24 protein-coding genes are annotated in these 26,045 nt (G+C 53.3%); 15 read left to right on the top strand and 9 right to left on the bottom strand.

Features of this window, described 5'->3' with window-relative positions:
• Window positions 1–134: 134 nt before the first annotated feature.
• Window positions 135–1,544: a glutamate--ammonia ligase gene (glnA, locus tag MX657_RS22065; protein WP_008501856.1), complete on the bottom strand. Its 1,410-nt coding sequence runs from the start codon at window positions 1,542–1,544 to the stop codon at window positions 135–137.
• Between the two features lie 378 nt (window positions 1,545–1,922).
• Between glnA and typA the strand changes: the two genes are divergently transcribed.
• Window positions 1,923–3,746 (top strand): ribosome-dependent GTPase TypA, encoded by a 1,824-nt coding sequence (gene typA / locus MX657_RS22060; RefSeq protein WP_028014891.1) that lies wholly within the window; start codon window positions 1,923–1,925, stop codon window positions 3,744–3,746.
• Between the two features lie 54 nt (window positions 3,747–3,800).
• On the opposite strand, the gene MX657_RS22055 is transcribed toward typA, so the two are convergent.
• Entirely contained in the window at window positions 3,801–6,698 is a 2,898-nt protein-coding gene (locus MX657_RS22055) for an autotransporter outer membrane beta-barrel domain-containing protein (protein WP_346806828.1), read from the bottom strand.
• A 72-nt stretch (window positions 6,699–6,770) separates the two neighbouring features.
• Window positions 6,771–7,388, bottom strand: coding sequence for a helix-turn-helix transcriptional regulator (locus tag MX657_RS22050; protein WP_217480736.1), 618 nt, complete (start codon window positions 7,386–7,388; stop codon window positions 6,771–6,773).
• A 547-nt stretch (window positions 7,389–7,935) separates the two neighbouring features.
• Between MX657_RS22050 and MX657_RS22045 the strand changes: the two genes are divergently transcribed.
• The 8 genes from MX657_RS22045 to nadS all read left to right on the top strand — a co-directional run bounded on the left by MX657_RS22045 (window position 7,936) and on the right by nadS (window position 12,882).
• Window positions 7,936–8,679, top strand: a complete 744-nt coding sequence (locus MX657_RS22045; protein ID WP_346806826.1) for a winged helix-turn-helix domain-containing protein — start codon at window positions 7,936–7,938, stop codon at window positions 8,677–8,679.
• Entirely contained in the window at window positions 8,676–9,146 is a 471-nt protein-coding gene (locus MX657_RS22040; protein ID WP_346806825.1) for a hypothetical protein, read from the top strand. The genes MX657_RS22045 and MX657_RS22040 overlap by 4 nt, the downstream gene beginning before the upstream one ends.
• A gap of 87 nt (window positions 9,147–9,233) precedes the next feature.
• Window positions 9,234–9,833 carry a glucose-1-phosphatase gene (gene yihX, locus MX657_RS22035; RefSeq protein ID WP_346806823.1) on the top strand — a complete coding sequence of 200 codons (600 nt, stop codon included), beginning with the start codon at window positions 9,234–9,236 and terminating at the stop codon, window positions 9,831–9,833.
• Window positions 9,827–10,708 (top strand): virulence factor BrkB family protein, encoded by an 882-nt coding sequence (locus MX657_RS22030; RefSeq protein ID WP_252003117.1) that lies wholly within the window; start codon window positions 9,827–9,829, stop codon window positions 10,706–10,708. The genes yihX and MX657_RS22030 overlap by 7 nt, the downstream gene beginning before the upstream one ends.
• Window positions 10,705–11,142, top strand: coding sequence for a D-aminoacyl-tRNA deacylase (gene dtd / locus MX657_RS22025; protein WP_346806822.1), 438 nt, complete (start codon window positions 10,705–10,707; stop codon window positions 11,140–11,142). The genes MX657_RS22030 and dtd overlap by 4 nt, the downstream gene beginning before the upstream one ends.
• 44 nt (window positions 11,143–11,186) lie before the next feature.
• Complete coding sequence (fabY, locus tag MX657_RS22020; protein WP_165853358.1) at window positions 11,187–12,128, top strand: fatty acid biosynthesis protein FabY; 942 nt, start codon at window positions 11,187–11,189, stop codon at window positions 12,126–12,128.
• A gap of 148 nt (window positions 12,129–12,276) precedes the next feature.
• Complete coding sequence (locus MX657_RS22015; protein WP_346806819.1) at window positions 12,277–12,588, top strand: type II toxin-antitoxin system RelE/ParE family toxin; 312 nt, start codon at window positions 12,277–12,279, stop codon at window positions 12,586–12,588.
• Entirely contained in the window at window positions 12,589–12,882 is a 294-nt protein-coding gene (nadS, locus tag MX657_RS22010) for a NadS family protein (protein WP_346806818.1), read from the top strand. It begins immediately after the preceding gene.
• Between the two features lie 40 nt (window positions 12,883–12,922).
• On the opposite strand, the gene fdhE is transcribed toward nadS, so the two are convergent.
• Genes fdhE through fdnG form a run of 4 tightly spaced genes read right to left on the bottom strand, consistent with a single transcriptional unit; the run spans window position 12,923 to window position 18,446 of the window.
• On the bottom strand, window positions 12,923–13,852 hold the full coding sequence (fdhE, locus tag MX657_RS22005; RefSeq protein WP_346806816.1) for a formate dehydrogenase accessory protein FdhE: 930 nt from the start codon (window positions 13,850–13,852) through the stop codon (window positions 12,923–12,925).
• Entirely contained in the window at window positions 13,849–14,484 is a 636-nt protein-coding gene (gene fdoI, locus MX657_RS22000) for a formate dehydrogenase cytochrome b556 subunit (protein WP_010436852.1), read from the bottom strand. Before fdoI ends, fdhE begins: the two co-directional genes overlap by 4 nt.
• Window positions 14,481–15,383 (bottom strand): formate dehydrogenase subunit beta, encoded by a 903-nt coding sequence (gene fdxH, locus MX657_RS21995; protein ID WP_003861960.1) that lies wholly within the window; start codon window positions 15,381–15,383, stop codon window positions 14,481–14,483. The genes fdoI and fdxH overlap by 4 nt, the downstream gene beginning before the upstream one ends.
• Before the next feature lie 12 nt (window positions 15,384–15,395).
• Window positions 15,396–18,446, bottom strand: a complete 3,051-nt coding sequence (fdnG, locus tag MX657_RS21990) for a formate dehydrogenase-N subunit alpha (RefSeq protein ID WP_218727899.1) — start codon at window positions 18,444–18,446, stop codon at window positions 15,396–15,398.
• 372 nt (window positions 18,447–18,818) lie between these two features.
• On the opposite strand from fdnG, the gene fdhD reads away from it, so the two are divergent.
• The 6 genes from fdhD to MX657_RS21960 all read left to right on the top strand — a co-directional run bounded on the left by fdhD (window position 18,819) and on the right by MX657_RS21960 (window position 24,942).
• A complete protein-coding gene (fdhD, locus tag MX657_RS21985) occupies window positions 18,819–19,655 on the top strand; it encodes a formate dehydrogenase accessory sulfurtransferase FdhD (protein ID WP_346806813.1) in 837 nt (278 codons plus the stop codon).
• A 114-nt stretch (window positions 19,656–19,769) separates the two neighbouring features.
• On the top strand, window positions 19,770–19,982 hold the full coding sequence (locus tag MX657_RS21980) for a DUF1471 domain-containing protein (RefSeq protein WP_014072382.1): 213 nt from the start codon (window positions 19,770–19,772) through the stop codon (window positions 19,980–19,982).
• 449 nt (window positions 19,983–20,431) lie between these two features.
• A complete protein-coding gene (locus MX657_RS21975; protein ID WP_119916931.1) occupies window positions 20,432–21,145 on the top strand; it encodes a DUF1120 domain-containing protein in 714 nt (237 codons plus the stop codon).
• A 70-nt stretch (window positions 21,146–21,215) separates the two neighbouring features.
• Complete coding sequence (locus MX657_RS21970) at window positions 21,216–21,899, top strand: fimbria/pilus chaperone family protein (RefSeq protein ID WP_119916930.1); 684 nt, start codon at window positions 21,216–21,218, stop codon at window positions 21,897–21,899.
• 26 nt (window positions 21,900–21,925) lie between these two features.
• The gene (locus tag MX657_RS21965) at window positions 21,926–24,352 is read left to right on the top strand and encodes a fimbrial biogenesis usher protein (protein WP_346806810.1); all 2,427 of its coding nucleotides are present in this window, start codon (window positions 21,926–21,928) and stop codon (window positions 24,350–24,352) included.
• The gene (locus MX657_RS21960) at window positions 24,343–24,942 is read left to right on the top strand and encodes a hypothetical protein (protein ID WP_080330301.1); all 600 of its coding nucleotides are present in this window, start codon (window positions 24,343–24,345) and stop codon (window positions 24,940–24,942) included. Before MX657_RS21965 ends, MX657_RS21960 begins: the two co-directional genes overlap by 10 nt.
• 42 nt (window positions 24,943–24,984) lie before the next feature.
• On the opposite strand, the gene MX657_RS21955 is transcribed toward MX657_RS21960, so the two are convergent.
• On the bottom strand, window positions 24,985–25,308 hold the full coding sequence (locus tag MX657_RS21955) for an AzlD domain-containing protein (RefSeq protein ID WP_346806809.1): 324 nt from the start codon (window positions 25,306–25,308) through the stop codon (window positions 24,985–24,987).
• On the bottom strand, window positions 25,308–25,967 hold the full coding sequence (locus MX657_RS21950) for an AzlC family ABC transporter permease (RefSeq protein ID WP_080330303.1): 660 nt from the start codon (window positions 25,965–25,967) through the stop codon (window positions 25,308–25,310). Before MX657_RS21950 ends, MX657_RS21955 begins: the two co-directional genes overlap by 1 nt.
• Window positions 25,968–26,045: the final 78 nt, after the last annotated feature.

The raw sequence follows: 26,045 nt of genomic DNA, 5'->3' as shown, positions 1-26,045 counted from the left end.
GCAGTATAGCGGTTTCGGCGTAAAAAGCGCGTGAGATCAGGTTGTTGGTGGAGAAAAAAGCCCATCCGGAGATGGGCTAAAAGTTTCCACGGCAACTACCCCCGGCGCTTGTCACGCCGGGTAAAACAACTAAATTAAACGCTGTAGTACAGTTCGAACTCAACCGGATGCGGAGTCATACGCACGCGGTCGTTCTCTTCGGTACGCAGAGCGATGTAAGCATCGATAGCGTCGTCAGTGAATACGCCACCTGCAGTCAGGAACTCACGGTCTGCGTCCAGCGCCTGCAGGGCTTCTTCCAGAGAGCCAGCAACCTGTGGGATCTCTTTCGCTTCTTCTGGCGGCAGGTCGTACAGGTTTTTGTCCATCGCTTCGCCCGGATGGATCTTGTTCTTGATACCGTCCAGACCGGCCATCAGCAGTGCTGCGAAGCACAGGTATGGGTTAGCCGCTGGGTCCGGGAAGCGCACTTCGATACGACGCGCTTTAGGAGACGCCACCACCGGGATACGGATAGAAGCAGAACGGTTACGTGCAGAGTAGGCCAGCATCACTGGCGCTTCGTAGCCCGGGACCAGACGCTTGTAGGAGTTGGTGGTTGGGTTCGCCAGGGCGTTGATCGCTTTAGCGTGCTTGATAACACCACCGATGTAATACAGCGCCTGCTCGGACAGACCGGCATATTTGTCGCCAGAGAACAGGTTGGTACCGTTCTTGGACAGAGACATGTGACAGTGCATACCGGAACCGTTATCGCCAAACATTGGTTTTGGCATGAAGGTCGCGGTTTTACCGAAACGGTGCGCAACGTTGTGCACAACGTATTTGTAGATCTGAATTTCGTCCGCTTTTTTGGTCATGGTGTTGAAGCGGGTTGCCACTTCGTTCTGACCCGCAGTCGCTACTTCGTGGTGATGCGCTTCAACAACCAGGCCCATCTCTTCCATCACCAGACACATGGTGGAACGGATGTCCTGTGCAGAGTCGACCGGAGGAACCGGGAAGTAACCGCCTTTCACGCCTGGACGGTGACCTTTGTTACCACCTTCGTACTTGGTGGAAGAGTTCCATGCGCCTTCGATGTCGTCGATAGCCACGTGGGAGCCAGAAATAGAGGCGCCGAAGCGGATGTCGTCGAACAGGAAGAACTCTGGCTCTGGCCCGAACAGAACGGTGTCCGCGATGCCGGTAGAACGCAGGTACTCTTCAGCGCGTTTTGCGATAGAACGTGGGTCGCGGTCGTAGCCCTGCAGCGTGCCTGGCTCGAGGATGTCGCAACGGATGATCAGGGTTGGTTCTTCGAAGAACGGATCAATGACCGCAGTGGTTGCATCTGGCATCAGAACCATGTCGGATTCGTTAATGCCTTTCCAGCCACCAATGGAGGAGCCGTCAAACATTTTGCCTTCTTCAAAGAATTCGGCGTTCACCTGATGAGCAGGGATTGTGACGTGCTGTTCTTTACCTTTGGTATCGGTGAAGCGCAGATCAACAAACTTCACTTCATGTTCGTTCAGCATCGTCAAAACGTGTTCAGCGGACATACTTAACTCTCCAGATTGGTCATTGTCGTCGTGGTAACGAGGTCTTCAATTTCTGTTTGTACTGGCTGTTGCCATGTATTTTTTATAAAGCGAAATCTGTGCCAACTTTTAAAACACCCCAAAAAGGCGTTATCATGCGCACCATAGTGCAAAAGGGCTGCACCATGATGGATTTGTTGCACCAGTATAGTGCTTCAATGTGAACATTGAGCACCATATTGGTGCAATTTACGTTAAAGTGCCCTTTTACCGCTCCGTGAAAGCGATCACAAAGCATCTCTGCAATACTTGTTTGCGGGGGATGTTTGTGATCCTGTTTTGTAGTGCGATTAATCCGTGTACAATAACGCGCTATTTCTAAATGCCTGAGGCAAAGTTGTGATCGAAAATTTGCGTAACATCGCCATCATCGCGCACGTAGACCATGGTAAAACTACCCTGGTTGACAAGCTGCTGCAGCAATCCGGTACGTTTGATGCGCGTGCCGAAACCCAAGAACGCGTGATGGACTCCAACGATTTGGAGAAAGAGCGTGGGATTACCATCCTCGCGAAAAACACCGCGATTAAATGGAATGACTACCGTATCAACATCGTTGATACCCCAGGGCACGCCGACTTCGGTGGTGAAGTTGAACGTGTAATGTCCATGGTAGACTCCGTTCTGCTGGTCGTTGACGCAATGGATGGCCCAATGCCACAGACGCGCTTCGTGACCAAAAAAGCTTTTGCCCATGGTCTGAAGCCAATCGTTGTTATCAACAAAGTTGACCGCCCTGGCGCGCGTCCTGACTGGGTTGTTGACCAGGTCTTCGACCTGTTCGTTAACCTCGACGCGACCGACGAGCAGCTGGACTTCCCTATCGTTTACGCCTCTGCGCTGAACGGTATTGCAGGTCTGGACCACGAAGACATGGCTGAAGACATGACCCCGCTGTATCAGGCGATTGTTGACCGTGTTCCTGCGCCAAACGTTGACCTGGAAGGCACCCTGCAGATGCAGATCTCCCAGCTCGACTACAACAACTACGTTGGCGTAATCGGCATTGGTCGTATCAAGCGCGGTAAAGTGAAGCCTAACCAGCAGGTCACTATCATCGATAGCGAAGGCAAAACCCGTAACGGTAAAGTCGGTAAAGTACTGACTCACCTGGGTCTTGAGCGTATCGAGAGCGACATCGCTGAAGCGGGCGACATCATCGCCATCACCGGTCTGGGTGAACTGAACATCTCCGACACCATCTGCGATCCGCAGAACGTCGAAGCGCTGCCAGCCCTGTCCGTTGATGAACCAACCGTATCCATGTTCTTCAACGTCAACACCTCTCCGTTCTGTGGTAAAGAAGGTAAGTTCGTTACCTCTCGTCAGATCCTTGACCGCCTGAACAAAGAGCTGGTGCACAACGTTGCGCTGCGCGTTGAAGAAACCGAAGACGCTGATGCATTCCGCGTTTCCGGTCGTGGTGAGCTGCACCTGTCTGTTCTGATCGAAAACATGCGTCGTGAAGGTTTCGAGATGGCGGTTTCCCGTCCGAAAGTTATCTTCCGCGAAATCGATGGCCGTAAACAAGAGCCGTTCGAAAACGTAACGCTGGACGTAGAAGAGCAGCACCAGGGTTCTGTGATGCAGGCGCTGGGCGAGCGTAAAGGCGACCTGAAAAACATGAATCCAGACGGCAAAGGCCGCGTACGTCTCGACTACGTGATCCCAAGCCGTGGCCTGATCGGCTTCCGTTCTGAGTTCATGACCATGACCTCCGGTACCGGCCTGCTGTACTCCACCTTCAGCCACTACGACGACGTTCGTCCGGGCGAAGTGGGCCAGCGTAACAACGGCGTACTGATCTCCAACGGTCAGGGTAAAGCGGTTGCGTTTGCGCTGTTCGGTCTGCAGGATCGCGGCAAGCTGTTCCTGGGTCACGGTGCTGAAGTTTACGAAGGCCAGATCATCGGTATTCACAGTCGTTCTAACGACCTGACCGTAAACTGCCTGACCGGTAAGAAACTGACCAACATGCGTGCGTCCGGTACTGACGAAGCAACGGTTCTGGTTCCACCGATCAAGATGACGCTGGAGCAGGCTCTGGAGTTCATCGATGATGACGAACTGGTAGAAGTGACTCCACAGTCAATTCGTATCCGTAAACGTCACCTGACCGAGAACGATCGTAAACGTGCTATGCGCGGTGCGAAAGAAGACTAATACGGTCAATCCGTAGTAAAAAAAGCCGCTGATTTCTCAGCGGCTTTTTTGTTGCTATTTGAAGCTGTATTTCACCCCCAGCATCCCTTGCGTATCGCTGTAGCCTTTGTCGCCAATCTGCTGTGCCACATTGCCCCAGACGCTAAGCTGCGGCGTAATTTGCCCCTCGACGCCCGTCTTTAGCTCACCAATATTGCGCGTACCGCGCATCTCATTGCTGACGTCATCCATGCGAATGCGCGTGGTCTGGGTATTGTGGATCCAGTTTGCCTCGATAAACGGCTGGAAGGTACGGGATTTACCGTCATCCATCGCGTTATGTCCGCTGATGTAGGCCTTCACGCCGAGACGCGTCATCAGGTTCCCTTTAGTTTCATCTTTCACCCGCGTGCCGTTGCGCTCGCGATGGTCGTCAGCCTTCACGTCCATCCAGACGGCCTGCGCCTTCGGCTGGAGCCAGTAGCTGTTGCGGCCGCTTTCACCCACCTTAACGCTATAACCCGCTTCTACAGAGGCGGTCAGGCCGCTGGAGTGATAACGCTCAGTCGCCTGGTCCTGCCCCATCACCTTATTATCGAACCAGTTATACAGCACCCAGCTATCAACGTAGGTGCCGCTTTTATCGGCTTCGTTTGCGTACCAGGTACCGTACAGACCAACGCTATAGCCATTCACTTCGCCACGTGAGTGGTATCCGGTCAGGCTGGAAGCGCTCCGGCTCTGGCTGTTGCCGTAGCCTGCCATCAGGCCAAGATGCCAGCGGTCCAGGCCATCAGTGCTCCACTGGGCAACATCGCCGCCCAGCTGCAGCACGTAGCGATTGGCGGTCGTTTTTAGCTGGCCGCTGCCGTCGTTGAAACGCGTATGCCCGCCGACGTTACGCATCCACAGGCTCGTCACTTTTTTCTCGCCGGTAAGCAGGTCGGTGTACTGCGTTTCACCCAGACGATCGTGCAGGCGGGTCATAAATAGCGTATTTGCCGCATAGCTGTTCGCCTGATAGCTGCCAAATTCCGGGCGGTACTGGTGCTCGCTTTTCGGCGGCGCAGCAGGCGGTACCGGTTCCTGCGGCGGGATCACCGGGTCAACTGGCGGGTCCACAGGGTCGACGGGATCTACAGGGGGGTCAACCGGGTCAACAGGCGGGTCGACAGGGTCAACAGGGGGATCTACCGGGTCGACAGGTGGGTCAACGGGTTCAGCCAGGCTGGTCAGGAACCAGTTCTTTCCTTTCTGCACAACGTTATAGTCATAACCCCCCGCCACGATACGGCTGGCTTTCTCAAACGTCCCGTCAGAGTTGCCGCCTACACTGACAATTTCAATTCCTTCTACGGTTTGTGCGCCGGTACCGCCAATGTTGTTCACTTCCACGCCGGTATGGCCGGATGTGTTTCCTTCGACAATCAGCTTGTCCGTTTCCGAAGTATCGTCAAACAGCACGGTATTGAAAACCAGCTTGCCGCCATTGCCGATGTAATCCTCATTGATGGTCAGGGTTTGCCACGTCGCATCCCCGGCATGCTGGAAATTAACCGTGCCGCCCGCATTCAGGGTCAGGCTGGTCAGCGTGGAGCTGTCACGCATATTCCACACGGCATCATTCATCGTAAGTGCGATGGCACCGCTGCCTGCGGCATTGCTCTCAATGTAGGACGCTCCGTTCCACAGTGAGTTGCCATTCATTGTCAGCGTAATGGTGCTGTTTTGTGCCGGAAGGGTGCTGGTGGCCGCGACGCCGCCAGCGGAGAGGATATCGCCGTTGAGGATGAATTTGCCGCCCGTGGAGGCATCAATCACTCCACCGTTGCTGGCGTTCAGGGCATAGCTTCCGCTGTCGCGCTGGCCTGCGGTGGTAATGGTTGCGCCACCCTCGAGCGTTATCACGCCGCGTGACCAGGCATACATGCCGTGCGGCGCTTGCGCGGAGCTGCTGGTTTTCTCGCTGCTGTTGAGTGCAATGGTGACGTTATCTCCAAGATTCACCGCGCCTGTGTACGCATAGACACCATGCGCGCTGGCACCGTTGGTGGTGATGGTCGCGCCTTCATCAAGGGTGATGGTTGACGAGCCGGTAGAATAAACCCCGGAGGCACTGGCCGCGTCGGTGGTAATGGTCGCTTTTTTTCCCAGCTCGATTCTGGAGGCAGAACCCGTATACAGGCCGTGGGCCGATGTGCCGTACGTTTCGATGGTGGCCTCATCCCCCAGGCTGACGGATGAGCCGCTCTGGTTGGTACGAATCCCCTCGGCGTAGGTACCCCGCGTCACAATATGCGCACGATCGCCGACGACGATGTTATTTTTGGCCTTCGAGGCATCATTCAGTGCATAGGCGCTAATGCCGCGACCGGTACTGCCGGTGGTTTCGATATAGAGATCATCACCCACATAAATATTGGCGGAGCCGAGAGAGCCCTGACTGAAGGAGCTGTACCCGGCATTAATGCCATCGCCGCTTTGGCCATTAACGTAAATGTGGGTACGGTCGCCGGTAATGATAAACACCGGGTTATTCGGCGTGTTCATACCATGGGTACGAATACCGTCGACATCTTTACCATTATTGGCAGCGACTTTTGACTGGGTACGAATAGTCAGATCGTCACCAAATATCACCCCTGGGCTGCCGGACGTGGAATTCTGGATAACGGTGACCGAATGCTCAAAGGCTTCCGCCCCTGGTCCGTCGAGAGTGATTCCATCTCCGTAGACAGGGATATTGCCCGGGCTGTACTGGTAGACATAGTTAGGATCGCTGGTATTTTTGCTAAAGCTCGCGTTTGCCGTTGCAGGAATCAGCGCCTGTATTTCTGCAGGCAAATCCGTTACTGCTCCGGTGGCAGGTAAATTAGCAAAATCGATAACTGCTGCATTTGCGGTAAATAGCGCTGACGAGAGTGCCAGCGAAATCGCAACGGCGACAGGTGAATGTTTCAATAAATATGGCATAACTGCCCCCTTTATTTCAGGCGTAAAACATCCTCCACACCATTAAATGTGGGTATGTTAAGAATTTGAAAATTACAAAATAGAAACGAGTATTTTATGAATGCTGGTGCCTAGCTTCCTCTCTAATCGTATTTTATGAACATAAATTTTTTTTACATCAATGCTGGTTGTTTTTATTATCTCCTGGAGGCACACCCCTGAAATAAGCCTGTTAAGTAAAGTGAATTCAACAGTGTTCAGGGTATTTCCTCGCCTGCTACTCACTCGCCTGCCGGAAAAAAGATGGTTAATTTTTTCCTGCAATAAAGCATCATCGTCATCTGAATAAATAATTCCCTTTATTTCGCTGCGGTGAGCGAAAAAGTAATGGGCCAACGCCTCCAGTTTACGGTCTGTGATAAGCACGATGTGCATGTTAGTCATTGCCAGATGTTCAATCCATTGCGGATCGACAAGCAGGCGTAGGTTATATATCGAAAAATCTACAAAAATAAATCCGCGTAATAAGTGATTCTTGTTCCCGGACAATATTTTATTTTCTACTGCAAGTTGCAGGAAATGATTTCCCACCGGCCAAACTGCGAAGGAGGCGCTGCCACAGTATTGTGAGCGCACTGTGTTATCCGGGAATAACTGACAGGACAGTTCGCAGCTTATACAGCGGACAACCTTTTGCGACGATGTTATCATCCAGTCCACTCCTGTCTTATTTTCATTATCAATATTTCACTGCCTTTCAAATGTGTCAATCTTGAAACATATCCAGCGATCCTGACGTATTTATGAGAAATAACGGCAGAGAATATAAATTCCTGGCGGTATCTATTCTTGCGGGCCGTAGGCATAGCGACAGAACATCGGTTGCCAGACGTTACCCAGGAATATTCGTCAAACCATTAAGATTATTCGGCAAAAACAACGCCGGAGGGAAATTGACGAAATAGCACTAATAGCTAAAGATTCATCCCCTCGATCTGCCTGAACGTCAGTCTTTTCTCAACGTGTGGCTCAATATAATTATTTGACCTGGCGAAGTGTAATGAAATCTCATTATGTCCTTTTAGCTGAGGCTCACCTAAGAAAAACGCCTTGTAACGAATTGAAAAGTAATGTGATGTTTCTAATCTTAGGTAGGGAGGTGTCGCGCTCTAATCCTTCTGACCTATACTGTTGTTAAATATACGTATGTTCTTTGGGTGTGTGGAGTTAAATATTGTTATTGTAGAGGAAAATAAAATTGTATCTCATTAACAAGCTGGTCGAGTATGACCCGGAAAACAAAACCCTGGTGAATCCTATTACCGGGCGCACGATACAATTGCAGCTTCCTGCCAACCTCTGCTTTCTTTATCTCGTCACCCATCCTGGCGAAATAATTTCGCAAAATCAGTTAATGGTGGTGGGATGGGGTGAACGTAACGACGTAACGACACCGAATACCTTTTACCAGGCCATTTTGACATTGCGCAATGCGCTGGCTGAGGTGGGGTTACCGCGCGATACGGTAAAAACGATCTCACGTCGCGGGCTGACGCTTTCCGAAGCCACCCAGGTTGAAGTATTTACTCCCACCGCAGAGCCGGTAATTGCCAATAAGGACGCAGCAATAGCTGAGGGCATCGTGATGAAGAAGCCGGTGTGGTTAATAATAGCCACTGCTACGCTTTTTCTGATCGCGCTTATTAACGGAGGCATATTATATAAACATCACTATAACATGCCGTTTAGTCACTACATTCCACTTTCAACGGGCAGTACGGCCAACGCCTGCCAACTCTTTTATGCACCTAATGAACACATGCAGGACCATTACCTGCGCTTGTTAAAAAATTACCCCAGCCTGTGTGCCGCAAACCGATACGTTTTTCTTATCGGCTATAGTAAAACGGAGCGAATCGCGGCGTTTGTCTGTAATAACGATGCGCGACATGACGCGGCAGCGTTATGTACCACGCATTATTTTTGGGCGCATGAGCAATGACGACACTCGGAAATCGTATTATTTTGCTGGCGGCGTTTCTGGGGGCTGCTATTACCAGCGGCTGGTTAGCGTATTCGCATTTTTCGAGCGCGCCGATACGCTGTACAGGTGATGTGGAGTGGACGATTAGTAAAAACCGGTTTGTCGGTACGGTTTCCTGGCGAATGCAGCATCGGGAAGGGACCGCTGTCATTAACGGTAAACTGTTTGGTCACGTGATTTCTGAAGTCAACCGTACCATCTATTTTCACTACAGCGATCATCAGAACGCGCGCGTATTAAATAACGATCGTATTGTTAAAACCTTTGCCGATAGTGCGGATGAGGCTGATATCAATGCAACGCTACCGGGCTTTTATCGTACGCCGGGAAGAGATTTGAGCCTGATGATTGATGAGTACCGTGGAGCGTGGCTTTTTGCCGCGTCGAATGTCCCTTCGCTGTACTGTCGTAAAAACGCGCCGTAAAAATCGATCGCACACCTTAGATGGCACGCATAGTCAAATCTCGTGATTCCCGCTACAGTTATCTCTCCACGGCGAAAGGAGATAAACATGCTTTATATCTTTGACTTAGGAAACGTAATCGTCGATATCGATTTTAACCGGGTGCTGGGGGCCTGGAGCGACTTTAGCCGTGTGCCGCTGGCGACGTTAAAGCAGGATTTCGAGATGGGGGAGACCTTCCATCAGCACGAGCGCGGGGAGATTAGCGATGAAGAGTTTGCTGAACGCTTCTGCCAGGAGATGGGGCTTTCGTTAAGCTATGAACAGTTTTCCCACGGCTGGCAGGCGGTGTTCGTCGCGATCCGTCCGGAAGTGATCGACATTATGCACAAGCTGCGCGAGCAGGGGCACCGGGTGGTTGTGCTGTCGAACACCAACCGTCTGCACACGACCTTCTGGCCAGAGGAATACCCTGAAGTTAAGGCGGCGGCAGATAAGATTTATCTTTCGCAAGAGATGGGTATGCGTAAGCCTGAAGCAAGAATTTATCAGGCTGTTTTGCAGGCAGAGGGATTCACCGCGGCCGATGCGGTCTTTTTCGACGACAACGCCGATAATATAGAGGGAGCTAACCTGTTGGGTATCACGTCAATTCTGGTGACCGGAAAAGAGACGATACCGAACTACTTTGCGAAGCAGTTATGCTAAAAACCGTTCATCAAAAAGCCACGCATCATACTCGCCCACTTAGGGCCTGGCTGAAGCTGCTCTGGCATCGCATTGATGAGGACAACATGACCACGCTGGCGGGTAACCTCGCCTACGTGTCGTTGCTCTCATTAGTACCGCTGGTGGCGGTTATCTTTGCGCTCTTTTCCGCTTTCCCGATGTTTGCGGACGTTAGCCTGCAGCTTCGCCATTTCGTCTTTGCGAACTTCATTCCTGCCACCGGGGATGTTATCCAGAACTACATCGAGCAGTTTGTTGCCAACTCCAGCAAGATGACGGCGGTGGGGGCCTGCGGCCTTATCGTCACCGCGCTGCTGCTGATGTACTCCATCGACAGCGCGCTTAACACCATCTGGCGAAGCAAAAAAATCCGTCCTAAGGTCTATTCCTTCGCCGTCTACTGGATGATTTTAACGCTGGGGCCGTTGCTGGCCGGGGCGAGTCTGGCAATCAGTTCGTATCTTCTCTCCTTGCGCTGGGCGAGTGATTTAAACAGCGTTATCGATAACGTGTTGCGTATTTTTCCGCTGATCCTGTCGTGGCTCTCATTCTGGCTGCTCTATAGCGTTGTACCGACCACGCGCGTGCCCAACCGCGATGCGGTAGTTGGGGCGCTGGTGGCGGCAGTGCTTTTCGAACTGGGTAAAAAAGGGTTTGCCCTCTACATCACCATGTTCCCCTCTTATCAGCTGATTTACGGCGTGCTGGCGGTGATCCCCATTTTGTTTGTCTGGGTTTACTGGACCTGGTGTATCGTCTTGCTTGGCGCCGAAATAACTGTCACTCTCGGCGTATACCGCGAACTTAAAAAAACAGCAGAAGCTGAAAAACAATTAGAAGCAGACCAACCATGATTGCATTGATACAGCGCGTAACCCGTGCCAGCGTCACCGTGGAGGGAGAGGTGACGGGTGAAATTGGCCCAGGACTTTTGGTGTTGTTAGGTGTCGAAAAGGATGATGACGAACAAAAAGCTAACCGCTTATGCGAGCGAGTGCTGGGCTACCGCATATTCAGCGATGCGGAAGGCAAGATGAACCTGAACGTCCAGCAGGCGGGCGGCAGCGTGCTGGTGGTTTCCCAGTTTACGCTGGCAGCGGATACCGAGCGCGGCATGCGCCCGAGCTTCTCTAAAGGCGCCGCGCCGGATCGTGCAGAAGCACTTTACGAGTACTTTGTTGAGCGTTTTCGCCAACAGGAAATGAATACGCAAACCGGACGATTCGCTGCAGATATGCAGGTCTCGCTGGTGAACGATGGCCCCGTCACATTCTGGCTCCAGGTATGAGCCAACTGGCGGCGTGGCCGCGGGTAACAAGAGAGAGTACAGCTATGTATCACCTTCGAGTACCGCAAACGGAAGAAGAGTTAAACGCGTATTACCAGTTCCGCTGGGAAATGCTGCGCAAGCCACTGCATCAGCCAAAAGGCTCTGAACGCGACGCCTGGGACGCGATGGCCCACCATCAGATGGTGATGGACGAAGAGGGCAACCTCGTCGCCGTCGGGCGACTGTATATCAACGCCGATAACGAAGCGTCTATTCGCTTTATGGCGGTTCACCCGTCAGTACAGGACAAAGGCCTCGGCACCCTGATGGCGATGACGCTGGAGTCCGTCGCCCGTCAGGAAGGCGTCAAGCGCGTCACCTGTAGCGCCCGGGAAGATGCCGTGGAGTTCTTTGCCAAACTCGGTTTCGTTAACCAGGGCGAAATCACCGCTCCGCAAACCACGCCGATTCGCCACTTCCTGATGATCAAACCCATCGCCACGCTGGACGATATTTTGCATCGCGCGGACTGGTGCGGGCAACTGCAGCAGGCCTGGTATGAACACATCCCGCTAAGTGAAAAGATGGGCGTGCGCATCCAGCAGTACACCGGGCAAAAATTCATTACCACCATGCCGGAAACCGGCAATCAAAATCCGCACCACACCCTGTTTGCCGGCAGTCTGTTTTCCCTGGCGACGCTCACCGGCTGGGGGCTGATCTGGCTCATGCTGCGCGAGCGCCATCTGGGCGGCACCATCATTCTGGCCGATGCCCATATTCGCTATAGCGCACCGATCAGCGGTAAGCCGAGCGCGGTGGCGGACCTTGGCGCGCTCGGTGGTGACCTTGATCGTCTGGCACGTGGCCGCAAAGCGCGCGTGCAGATGCAAGTTGAGCTTTTCGGCGATGAAACGCCGGGCGCGGTGTTTGAAGGAACTTACATCGTTCTTCCTGCGAAGCCGTATGGCGCGTATGAAGAGGGGGGGAACGAGGAGGAGTAAGGGTCTTCTGGAAGGCGGCTCGCAAATACACAACGTAGCAGGACGTATCCTTCGCTTTATTCGGCGTATCCCATTAACGTAATCAGTAAGGGGTACGTCATTGACGTACATTGGACATTTGTTACTATAAGCCAATGGCGTATGTTTAATGCTATTCATTGAAACGGACATTTTCACAGAAGACGTCAAAACGTTACTGGATGACGACGAATATCATAGGTTCCAGATATTCCTGGCGACGCAACCGGAGCACGGTGATCTTATTCAGAATACGGGAGGCTTGCGAAAAGTTCGCTGGCTTGCTGGCGGAAAGGGAAAGCGTGGCGGAGTCAGAGTTATCTATTTTTACCGTACGCGTGAGTTTGAAATCAGGTTGCTGCTCATCTATCGCAAAGGAGTTAAAGATGACCTGTCCGCGAGTGAGAAAGCTATTCTGAAAAAGATGATTGAGAGGTGGTAAATGGATAAGGCCCTGTTTGAGCGTTTAACCCAAAGCATGGCGCAAATGAACGAAATTGCCGAGGGCAAACGCGAACCGTCGCGCACCTTTCAGATCGATGCGATGAAAATTAAAGAAATTCGTCAGGCTTCCGGGCTATCGCAGAGTAAATTTGCGAATTTAATTTCTGTTAGTGTCGATACACTGCGTAACTGGGAACAAGGCAGGCGCTCACCAACAGGACCGGCTAAAGCGCTACTGCGGGCTATTGCCAACGATCCTCAGCATGTTATCCCTGCACTTTCGCAGTCATAAGTAGCCCGGCAGCAAAGAGGCTTACCGGGCTAAATGGAGACTACTCCCCTTCACCCGGGAACAGGAACGGGTTAATCGAACTGCGGGCAAAGCCCTCCTGCTCCATCTTCGCATCCAGAATCAGCGAGGCGAGATCGTCGGCCACGGCTTCGACTTTCGGGTCTTTTTCCTGATACAGAATCTTCAGGTAAGTGCCGCAGTCGCCGCAGCTTTCGGCTTTCACCGCCGCGTCTTCATTTTCCAGCGACCAGTAGTTCAGATCGCGGGTCTGCTCGCAGTTGCTGCACTTGATGCGCACCACGTGCCACTCGGTTTCACACAGGTTGCAGTGCAGGTAGCGCAGCCCCTGCGTGGTGCCAATCTGCACCATGCTGGAGACGGGCATTGAGCCGCAGACTGGGCAGAACTGACGCGCTTCGCCGTATTCAGCGCGGGCTTTACCGGGGATCAGACTCGCCATTTGCGCCCAGTAGAGCGACAGCGCAGCCCAGATGAACGGTGCTTTATCGCTGCTTACCAGCGAGAAGTCGGAGGCGAACAGCGCGCTCGCCATCTCTTCCAGCTCCTGATCGGAGGCTTTTTCCAGGTTCTCAATGACCGCCAGCGCGGTGCCGCTCATCTCCGGCTTCAGCTCGGCAATCAGCGAATGCAGCAGCTTATGCCAGTGCTTATCGCGCGACAGGACGTGAATGTCCAGCGGCGGCTTACCCTGCGCGTTGGCTTCTTTGATGCGCGCGGTCAGGTCCATTTGCAGCGGGTGGTCGTACAGCACCACTTCCTGCGCGTGGGCGACCAGCGCGGCAAAGCGCAGAAAATCACCCAGCGGGTTGTTCTCTGCCAGCTCGCGCAGACGCTCTGCGCGGCGGTTGTAGAGGTTCTTGAGTCTGGGGAATAACAACGGCGGAATATAATCCGCCGTGCGTTTCTCGCTCGACCCCAGCTCATCTTGCGGGATTATGCGAATACTCATTCAGATGACTTTTCCTGTTTCTGGCGGACTTCACGGTACCAGCGCGGGTGATGTTTCTTCGCCCACGTACTGGTTACCCATCCTTCCACCATCGCGGTAATGGTGCCTTTCACCCAGAGGGCGGCGTAGATATGCACCATGATAACCACAATTAACGCCACTGCGGCAAATGAATGCAGCATCAGCGCAAATCGGATCACCGGGATTGAGAAAGCAGGCGCAAAGTACGGACGCCAGATGATCACGCCGCTCACCAGCAACAGGACCAGGAAGATAATCGCCGCCCAGAATACGCATTTCTGGCCGAAGTTATAACGCCCGGTATCACCCACTTCCTCGTTGACGACGATCTTACGAATATTCTTCGCCCAAAAGATATCATCCCGATTGATTAGGTTATGGTGCCAGTAGCGGAAAAACATGATGATAAACGAGGCAAACATCACCACACCCACGAACGGGTGAAGGATGCGCGCCAGCTGCGGCGTTCCCAGTACCTGCATCAGCCAGTTGAAGGAGGGGAAGAAGAACCCCAGCCCGCTTATCGCCGCCAGCATGAAGCAGAAGGCGGTGACCCAGTGGTTGATGCGTTCCGGCGCGGTGTAGCGCACGATGGTGTCACGTTTTCTCATTTGCGCACCTCGTCTTTCTCTTCATGCAGGTTGTCGTCTTCCTCTTCCGCGCGGTTCGGACCAACGCCGACGTAGTGGAAGATGCTCGCTGCGAAGGTAGCAGCAAAACCGACCGCTGCCAGCGGTTTCCAGATGCCTTTCCAGAACTTAACGGTAGCGCTGATTTCAGGGTTCTCCGGCAGGCCGTGATACAGGTTCGGCTTGTCGGCGTGGTGCAGCACGTACATTACGTGCGTACCGCCAACCCCGGCCGGATCGTACAGGCCCGCGTTGTCGTAACCGCGGGTTTTCAGCTCGCCCACGCGCTCTGCCGCCAGCGTTTTCATATCCTCTTTGGAGCCAAAGTGGATAGCGCCGGTTGGGCAAGTCTTCACGCATGCAGGCTCCTGGCCCACGTTAACGCGGTCAACGCACAGCGTACATTTGTAGACGCGGTTGTCTTCCGGGTTCATGCGCGGCACGTCGAACGGACAGCCGGCGATGCAGTAGCCGCAGCCGATGCACTGCTCGGACTGGAAGTCGACGATGCCGTTGGCATACTGAATGATAGCCCCTTCTGACGGACACGCCTTCAGGCAGCCCGGATCCGCACAGTGCATACATCCATCTTTGCGGATCAGCCATTCCAGTTTGTCGTTCTGCTCCACTTCCGAGAAACGCATCACCGTCCAGGACTTGGCGGTCAGGTCCGCCGGGTTGTCGTACACCCCGACGTTGTGACCCACTTCGTCACGGATGTCGTTCCACTCAGAGCAGGCCACCTGACAGGCTTTACAGCCGATACAGGTGGTCACGTCGATAAGCTTCGCCACTTCCTGCTGGTGGTCCCGCGCCTGAGGCGCGGGCGTGAAACCGTTAGTCGCGGAACGACGGATAATGTCTTGAGATTGATAAGCCATAAGTCGTCTCCGTTACACCTTTTCCACGTTCACGAGGAAGGCCTTAAACTCCGGCGTCTGCGTGTTCGCATCGCCGACGAACGGCGTCAGGGTGTTCGCAATGAACCCTTTCTTCGCCACGCCCTCATAACCCCAGTGAATTGGGATGCCGATGGTATCCACCTGCTGACCGTGAACGTTCAGCGTGCGAATACGCTTGGTCACCACCGCCTTGGCTTTAATGTAGCCGCGGTTGGAGGAGACCTTCACGGTATCGCCATGGGCAATGCCGAGCTTGTTCGCCAGCTTCTCGCCGATCTCCACAAACTGTTCCGGCTGCGCGATGGCGTTAAGCAGCGCGTGCTTGGTCCAGTAGTGGAAGTGTTCGGTCAGACGGTAAGTGGTGCCCACGTACGGGAACTTGTCCTTTTTACCCAGCGCTTCAAAGTCGCCCTTGAAGATACGGGCTGCCGGGTTAGAGACCACGTTCGGGTGCAGCGGGTTGGTGCCCAGCGGCGTCTCAAACGGCTCGTAGTGTTCCGGGAACGGCCCTTCCGCCATTTTATCAATAGCAAACAGGCGCCCCATCCCTTCAGGCTGCATGATAAACGGCCCGACGTCGCTGCCTGGTGCGGCAGTGCTGTAGTCCGGAATATCCACGCCGCCCCATTTCGCGCCGTCCCATTTCAGAAGCTGACGCTTCGGATCCCACGGGTTACCCTGCGGGTCAGCGGAGGCACGGTTATAGAGGATGCGGCGGTTAAGCGGCCACGACCATGCCCAGCCCAGCGTATTGCCAAGGCCCGACGGGTCGGCGTTGTCGCGGTTGGCCATCTGGTTGCCTTTCGGCGTCCAGCTACCGGCAAAGATCCAGCAGCCGCTTGACGTGGTACCGTCATCACGCAGGTGAGCGAAGGTACTGAGCTGATCGCCTTTCTTCGCCAGAACCGCACCGGTTGCCGGGTCGATAACGTCCGCCAGCGCCTTACCGTTGCTCTCCATCGCCACTTCTTCCGGGGAAGGATTTTCCGGCGTCGAGTAGTTCCAGGTCATGTTCAGCACCGGCTCAGGGTTCGCGCCGCCTTCTGCCGCATACATCTTACGCAGGCGTAAGAAGATACCGGCCAGGATCTCGCCGTCGTTCATGGCGATGCCCGGGGCGTCCGCGCCTTTCCAGTGCCACTGCAGCCAGCGGCCGGAGTTAACGATAGAGCCGTTCTCTTCCGCGAAACAGGTGGACGGCAGACGGAACACTTCGGTCTGAATCTTCGACGGATCGACGTCGTTTGATTCACCGTGGTTCTGCCAGAAGGTCGAGGTCTCGGTGTTGAGCGGGTCAATCGTGACCAGGAACTTCAGCTTCGACAGAGACTCAACAACCTTGTTCTTGTTCGGGAACGACGCTACCGGGTTAAAGCCCTGGCAGATATAGCCGTTGACCTGGCCCTGGTGCATCATCTCGAAGTACTGCAGAACGTCGTAACCTTTGTCCCACTTCGGCAGCCAGTCAAAGCCCCAGCTGTTTTCCGCCGTCGCTTTGTCGCCGTAGAAGGCTTTCATCAGTGAGACGAAGAACTTCGGATAGTTGCCCCAGTAGTTCACCTGGCCTTCGAGCAGCGGTTTTGGCGTGCTGGCCGTCAGGTAGGTTTGCAGGTCGGGCTGTTTCTCGCTTGGCAGGTTCATGTAACCCGTCAGGCTCTGCGACAGCAGGCCGAGGTCGGTCAGACCCTGAATGTTGGAGTGGCCGCGCAGGGCGTTCACGCCGCCGCCTGCCATCCCCATGTTGCCGAGCAGCAGCTGCACCATTGCCATGGTACGGATGTTCTGCGCGCCGATAGAGTGCTGCGTCCAGCCGAGTGCATACAGGAACGACGCGGTTTTGTCTTTCGCGCTGGTTTCCGCAATAAGCTCGCACACCTTAAGGAAGTCCGCCTTCGGCGTGCCGCAGATGTTCTCAACAACGTCCGGCGTGTAGCGGGAAACGTGCTCTTTCAGCAGGTTCCACACGCAGCGCGGGTGTTGCAGGGTGGTATCGCGCTTCGCAAAGCCTTTCTCATCCAGCTCGTAGTTCCAGCTGGTTTTGTCGTACTTGCGTTTTTCCGCGTCATAACCGCTGAACAGGCCATCTTCGAAGTGGTAATCCTCACGCACGATCAGGCTGGCGTTGGTATAGGCTTCGGTGTACTCGCGGTTATATTTTTCGTTAGTCATCAGGTACAGCAGTACGCCTGACAGGAAAGTGATGTCAGTACCTGAACGAATAGGGGTGTAGAAATCCGCCACTGACGCAGTACGCGTAAAGCGGGGATCGATCACAATCAGTTTCGCACCGTTGTGGATTTTGGCTTCCATCGCCCAGCGGAACCCGACAGGGTGCGCTTCAGCGGCGTTACCGCCCATTACCACAATAAGGTTGGCGTTCTTGATGTCGACCCAGTGGTTGGTCATCGCACCGCGACCAAATGTTGGAGCAAGACTTGCTACCGTTGGTCCGTGTCAGACACGCGCCTGGTTGTCGACCGCGAGCATACCGAGTGCGCGCGTAAATTTCTGAGTTAAATAGCCGGTTTCGTTGCTGGAGGCAGAAGCACACAGCATCCCGGTGGAGAGCCAGCGGTTAACCGTGACGCCGTCGGCGTTCTTCTCAATAAAGTTGGCATCGCGGTCTTCTTTAATATGTTTTGCGATGCGGTCAAACGCCTCTTCCCAGCTGATTTGCTGCCATTTATCGGAGCCTGGCGCGCGGTATTCCGGGAATTTCAGGCGGCTTTCGGAGTGGATAAAGTCCACCAGACCGGCCCCTTTCGGGCACAGCGCACCACGGTTGACCGGATGGTCCGGGTCGCCTTCGATATGGAAAATAGACGCTTTGGCGTTTTTAGCACCGTCGCCGAGGCTATACATTAACAGCCCGCAACCGACAGAGCAGTACGTACAGGTATTACGGGTTTCACGGGTACGCAGCAGTTTATACTGCCGCGTTTCCGCCAGCGCTACGCCGGGCGCAAAGCCCAGTGCCGCTGCCGTGGTGCCTGCCATACCGCCAGCGCAGATCTTAAAGAACTGCCTTCTGCTGACCTGCATGGGTCACTCCTTGTTTCGACATTGCTTACATATGTAGTTTTAACTTCGCGGTTGAGAATTGACCGCAAAGGAGAAAAATTTGCGTTAATCCCTCATTTCTCCGAGGGATATCATCAGAATACCACAATGTCGGTATACCTGTTCCAACGGCGTTAATACAAAGTGAACGTATTATCACTGTGTTGATTATAAAGTGTGACATTGATCACGTTATCTGCTCTGCATGTTAAAAGGGTGTAGCAGGGGTCGGCTTGCACCCCTTCTTAATGAGTAGGAGAATGAGTGTCGAAAAGTTGATCCATACTATGCGTAAGGCCTGTGGTTTATGCTGCAATAGCAGGCTTACTTCCGTGGTTGTTCAGGAATACCGCTGTGTCTAAACAAAACCGTGCTACCCGCTCATCGCCACTGCCTGCGGGCATTGTGGAACTGTCGGTACGCAGACCGCCCCATATTACCCATACCACGCCCGATTTTCTGGCGGAAGAAGTGCCCGTTGCCCTCGTTTACAACGGTATTTCTCATGTGGTGATGATGGCCTCACCCAAAGATCTCGAACTGTTCGCCATCGGGTTTTCCCTCTCGGAAGGCATCATTGCGCATCCGCAGGAGATCTACGGCATGGACGTGGTTCAGGCGTGTAACGGTCTGGAAGTGCAAATTGAACTCTCCAGCCGCCGCTTTATGGGGCTGAAAGAGCGCCGTCGCGCGCTGGCCGGGCGTACCGGGTGCGGCGTTTGTGGTGTTGAGCAGCTTAACGATATTGGCAAGCCCGTTGCGCCACTGCCTTTTACCCAGACCTTTAATCTGGCGCATCTTGACTATGCGCTGGAACATCTCAACGACGTACAGCCCATCGGCCAATTGAGTGGCTGCACGCACGCGGCGGCGTGGGTATTGCCGTCAGGAGATATTGCCGGGGGGCATGAGGACGTAGGCCGCCACGTCGCGCTCGACAAGCTATTAGGCCGTCGTGCGCAGGAAAGCGATCTCTGGCAGCAGGGCGCGGCGCTTGTTTCCAGCCGTGCAAGCTATGAGATGGTGCAGAAGTCCGCGATGTGCGGCGTGGAAATTCTGTTTGCGGTGTCGGCGGCAACCACGCTGGCGGTAGAAGTCGCGGAGCGCTGCAACCTGACGCTGGTGGGCTTCTGCAAGCCGGGAAGGGCGACGATTTATACCCATCCACAGCGATTAATGATTAATCAATAATTTTGAATGATAATAGCAAATCCTTCCGCTTTTAGTTGTTCAGGATGAGGGCTAATATTTATCTCATCAAGGCACGGTGCCTTACCTAAACAACTTAATGAAAGGGTTTATATTATGAAAAGCATCAAAACTTTTGTCGCTGTAATCGCTCTGGCTACTTCTTTCGGTTCTTTCGCTGCACAGACGGTGACCGCAACCGCGTCTACCATTGATGGCGCAGAAGCGAAAATCGCTGCTCAGGCTCAGGAAGCGGGCGCGTCTTCTTACAAGATTACCCAGGCATTTTCCGGTAACCGCGTGCATATGACCGCTGAACTGAACAAGTAAGCTATGTTGCCGCTGTCCCTGCTCTTCGGAGCCGGGACAGGTTTACTTTTTGCTATTCCTTCCCGCTATCTCCTCGCATATCTTCTAAGCTATTCCTGATTAATGAAACAATAAATGTAAATGTTTCACCTCTTTGGTCACTTTTGTTTGAAATTAAGCAATTCCATACACATTTCAAATATAAGGTCAGACCAGCCTTCTGTATGTATTTATCAAAAGAATGCATTGTGTTTTTTTGATGCTATATTACCGGTTTCATATTCAGTGAAAATATAATTAATCCTGAGTTTTAAGGAATTCCTCAGGCGTAAATCCTAAAAGACTTTTGAAGCATTGATCGAATTTATCTGTAATGCTACTTTCCAAAAACAAACTGTTTTAAGTAATAACCCCAGGCCAGATATTCATTATCTGGTTTATTTTGTATTTCACTTATATAAGGAAATAAAATGAACGCGATGTTTAAAAAAGGGATGCTGGCATCCGTGCTGGCTGTAGCGGCGTCCTCAGCAATGGCGGCATCCAGTATTGATATTCAGGTTACGGGTAAAATTCTGCCTTCTTCATGCACGCCGACATTCACCAGCGGCGGAGGAATCGCAGATTTTGGCACGATGAAAGTGGCATCGTTAAATTCAACCGCCGTAACCCCATTAGCCGATGTTAAAATTGTTCCTGTCAATATTACCTGTGAAGATGCTACGCGTATTGCCGTAACCTTTAACGATGCACACGCTGATTCTGCACCTACAGAAGATTTACCCACATCATTTGTTGATTTAGATTTTGCTCTCGAGCCGAAGTATACTGCGGGTCTGGGTATGTATAACGGTAAAAAAATTGGCGCTTACTCACTTGGTATTCAACAAACGAGTGGTGCAGTGACAAACGAAGCTGGAGACGTACTGTATCCAACTTATACCATGGCAAGCGGCGGTAACATGGATTGGGGTAATAAATCTGGTGTTCGTTATTTGCAGGTAACGACTGATAAGAGCGAGATGTACTCTTTCAGTGACACCTTAGGCGGTGACCCTGTTCCGCAGACTAATGTTAACTTTAATGTCGGCGTAGCAGCGATGATTAACCCTACCAACGATTTGAGTATTACTGATGAAGCCACTCTGGATGGCTTAACAAACGTTGAGTTAGTTTATCTGTAATTTTTCCGCCGGAAAATGAAACACTCCATGTTCGTGGAGTGTTATTTATTAATATTAATGGATTAATATTATGCTGAGTCTGAAAAGAACGCTCATTTGCGCCTGCCTGTTAGCTTCGTTCAACACGATGGCTGCCGGGATGGTGCCAGATACATCATTGCTGATTGTTAACGAAGATGAACAGGGCGCCAGTATGGATGTGAAAAACACCGATGCTGATGCACAATTGCTCTACACAAAAGTCATCGATTTAGCTGATGATCAAAAACCTGGACTGATTGTTACACAGCCTGTGGTACGTGTGGATGCAGGTAAAACTCAGCGTGTACGCTTTGTGTTGAAAGGCAGTAACGAACCTTTGAAGGTTGAGCACCTTAAACGTGTGGTTTTTAGCGCTATTCCGCAGCGGGAAAAGAATAAAGTTAAGGTCACCTTTAGCCAGAATCTTCCTGTTATTATTCGTCCAGCTGGGCTGGCGGTTAATCTTGAGCCCTGGAAGGACTTAACCTGGCAGGTTAAAAATGGCGTTGTCACTGTCGAGAATAAGACGCCTTATGTTGTTCGTATGGAGCAACAAGTGAAATTATTACCCTCCGGTACAGCAGCGAAATTCCCTAAAACCTATATATTGCCGGGTGAAACAATGACAGCCAATGCGGATGTAAAATTTTCATCATTAGAAAAGAAAATTGAAATATATCCGGCAACCCGTTACGGCTATAAGGCTAAGAATTATATCGCCGATTTCAAATAAAAAAGCAAACATCACATGGAGTAGTTATGTTAAACGTTTCCTGTAAAAAGGGAATGCTTGCGTTTTGCCTTTCGGCGCTAGCTTTCAGTATTCGGGCTGAAGTAACCCCTATAGAAAATGAATCTATAGAATTGGCGAGAGCGATATTTGATACCGATGCATTAAAAAACCAAGGGTTAGACCCGGCGATTGCTGAATACTATTCCATGGCACCTCGTTTTGCTCCCGGCTATCATAACGTGACCGTGAATATTAACGGTAAGCAGCGTACCCTTATGCCGGTGAAATTTGATGAAGAAGGTACGCCCTGTATTGATGAGGACTTTCTGGAAAACGCGGGTCTGATTAAAAAAACCAGACGAGGCAACTGCCCAAAAATTCATCAGTACTGGTCCGGCTCGACGATCCAGTCTTCGCCGGATATCGAAGAAATATCGGTTGTGGTCCCGCCGGAAGCATTGGATCCCAATTTTGGGCGTCAGTTCGCGGAAGTCCGTGGCGGGCGTGCGGCGATGCTGAATTACTCCATGTTCGGCACCCATAACCAGTATGACGATGATAACGCAGATCGTTTCCAGTCTACCTTTGAACTGGGCTTTAACGCCGGGGACTGGATTGTACGCAGCACACAATTCATCAGCGACGGCAGCGACCAGAGCTTTGACGTTGAATCCCTTTATACCTACGCTCAGCGCACGTTCACCGATTATGGCGTGATGGTGCAGGGTGGCCAGATTAACGTGGCCAACAGCCGCTTCAGCATTCCGTCTATCTACGGAGTACAGATGATGCCGGATACCGCACTTTTGCCTCAGGCAGGGACCGGTGTGGAAGTCTCCGGTATCGCCCGTAACCCGCAGGCGCGCGTGGATATCCGCCAGGGCGGACAACTGATCTATTCAACGCTGGTACCGGCCGGGCCGTTTAATCTGGACGATGTGCCGCTGGCTAACCTCAACACCGACCTGAACGTGACGGTGACCGAGACCGACGGTAGCGAAAACCGCTTTACCGTCGCGGCGAGCACCTTCCGCAGCAACCACGTGGGCCGCGCGCCAGGCTTCACGATGGCGGTAGGACGCGTTGAAGACGACATGGAATCGCGTTTTGAAAATCCGTGGGTGGTGTCTGCCAACAACGGTTGGTCCATCAACAAGCGCATGAACTTCCTCGCCGGTATGGTGATGGCGGATAACCACTATTACGGTTTCTCCGGCAACCTGGATACCGTCCCGATGCAGAACCTGTACGCCTCACTCGGTTTTCTGGCGTCAATAGACAACCAGACGCAAACGGACGGCAACAAAACGACGCTCGACCTGGGGTATTCTCTGCCATGGGGCATCGGTATTTCGATGGGCGGCAGCTACGGCACGCCGGATTATCGCGAGATGACGGAGCTTTACGGTGACGAAGACGATATATCGCAGACCAAATACGACACTAACGTCGGCATCAACTGGTCCAGCCCTGCCCTTGGCCGCTTCTCCCTGAGCTACTACCGCAATGAGAGCTGGAACAGCGAATACGACAGCCGCCGCTTTATTACGTCATGGTCACAGACCTTTAAATACTTCAACGTGAGCGTGAACTGGGAGTCTGACGTCAGCCGTAACGAGGACAGCGACAACGACATGTTCTATGTGAACGTCTCGATCCCACTCGGACGTACGGGCGTCAACACCAGCTCCTGGTATCGTGAAAGTGAAGGTAAGAGCTCCTACGGCACCCGTGCGATGGGATCGCTCAACGATGCGAACCAGTACACAGTTGGCGTGACTCAGGATCATGACGAGAACACCACCAGCTGGGATAGCTCGCTGAACAGCAACCTGCATTACACCAACCTGGCGCTGGCGGCAGGTGGCGATAACGACAGCAACACGAACTATTCTGCGGCACTGAGCGGCGGGATTGTGGCGCATAGCGATGGCGTGACCTTCTCGCCTTACCGCGTGGCGGACACCTATGCCATCGCCAAACTGGATAAACCGGTGGCAGACATTGAGATTGGCACGACGCGTGGCCCGGTATGGACGGATAAATGGGGCCAGGCGGTGATCCCCGCGCTGTCACCGTTCCGCGAAAGCACAATCGAGATCAACACGGAAAGTCTGCCAGGCAACCTCGATGTGAGAAACGGTAGAACGGCGATCAAGGCTTCTCACGGTGCCGTGGCGAAGTGGGAGTTTGCAACGTTAAGCCAGCGTCGCGTGCTGTTGGCTATCAGCCGCCCGGACGGTACGCCGCTGCCGGAAGGTGTCTCCATTGTGGACGAAACGGGTGAGTACGTCACGACGGCACCAGAAGATGGCGTGATCTTCCTTAACGATATCTCCGCCAACCAGCAGCTGTACGCGAAGCTGGATAAGGGGCGTTGTAAGCTGACGTATACCCTGCCAGAAGCGGAGCCGAATAAATTCTATGAAGAGGTGACAGGGAAATGTCTCTAAATAACATTCAGAAGTACGCGCTGACGATCGCGTTACTCTGCGGGGTATCAGGGATACCGACGCTAGCGCACGCCGATGATGGTCAGTGTGAAATGATGTCTGCGGTAAAGACGGTCGACTATGGCCGCTACCGTAAAGAGGATATGCAAAAGGGATCGGCCGAGCATGTCGGCAAAGTCTATAACGGCTATGGCTCGGTCACGCGGGAGTTTCAGGTCTCGGTACTGTGTCCGGATACGCGCAAAATGCGTGTCTCCATCAGCGGGGCAGCCCGGCAGAATCTGGCGTATCGGTTTACGGATAGCGGTGCGATGAAGATCGCGTTTAAGGATGGACGGGTAGACGGCAACGCGGTGCAGCTGGCCGCGGTCGATATCGGGGCGGTTGCCGTTCAGGGTGGGGCATCCCAGGTGACGCTGCCGCCGGAGAAAGCGCTGGCGGCTGTTAACGGCACGGAAGTGGCGGGCCAGCAGTTCACCGCGACCATGATGGTCACGACCTATCTTTCAGAAAAAGCGTTCAGCGTGACCAACGCCACGGACTTTACCGAGACGCTGACGCTAAACGCGGACACCCTTTCTGCGCAATAAACCCTCTGATGCCCGGCAGACGCGCTCTGTCGGGCATTTCTCCTAGTGGATCCCCGCCAGGCGCAGCAGCGCCGTTACCACCGCCGCCGCCACGATCACCACAATTAATGGCATTTTGCGCCAGGCGAGAAACACAGCAAACGCTACGCCCAGCACGCGCGCCATGCCGGCGAAGTGTTCCCCTTCATAGAACGTTGTCGCCAGCGCGACGGAAAACAGCAAGACCGTTGCCGCGTCCGAAAGCAGCGCCTGAGAGCGTTCTGACAGCGCAAGCCGACTCCCCAGTTTCGCTCCGCCGAGCCGCATCAGATAGGTTCCTGCAGACAAAATAGCGATGCCGAGAATAAAGACCGTCAAGTTCCCCATTATTTTTTCCTCGCAGCGAGACCGAGTAATGAGAGCAGCACCGGTAAGCCCACCGGGGCAAACGGTACGGCGGCCAGTGATAGCGCGGCGCCGCTGCAGGCGCGGATCAGCGTGGTACGGTTTTTAAACGCAGGTACCACTAACGCCAGTAAAATCGCCGGGAATACCGCATCCAGCCCGATGGTTTCCGGGTCCGGCAGCAGTTTGCCGACCATGGCACCCAGCAGCGCGCCCACCGGCCAGATAATCGCCACGCCTAAACCGCACAGCCAGTAAGCCGCTTTACGCTGCTCGGGCGTTTTTTGCGACAGGCCAAACACCACGCTTTCATCGTTCATGATGTGACAGCCCAGATAGCTCAACCCACGCTTGCCCACCAGTTCACGCACCGTCACGCCGAACGGCACATGGCGCGCGTTGACCAGCAAACCGGCCGCGGCTGCCGCCAGCGGGTTGCCGCCGCTTGCTACGATGCCGATAAACATAAATTCGGACGCGCCCGCCAGCACGGTGAGGGAGAGGACAAACGGCACCCACAGCGGGAAGCCGTAGGCCATCGCCAGTGAGCCATAGGACATCCCGACGACCCCAACGGCGAGGCAAACCAGGATGATTGCTTTTATCGTGTCGCCTTTCAGGCAGGAGAGATGATGCGTCATACATTTTTAGCCATATCGAACGGGTATCCATTATAATGAACGCAACAGAACTGTTTTTCAAGATGAACGATTCGTTCG

Origin of the sequence: Enterobacter chuandaensis (assembly GCF_039718975.1) — a bacterium.
Lineage (GTDB): Bacteria > Pseudomonadota > Gammaproteobacteria > Enterobacterales > Enterobacteriaceae > Enterobacter > Enterobacter chuandaensis.
Note: the sequence above shows the minus strand (reverse complement) of the source record. Positions and strands in the feature narration are given on the sequence as shown.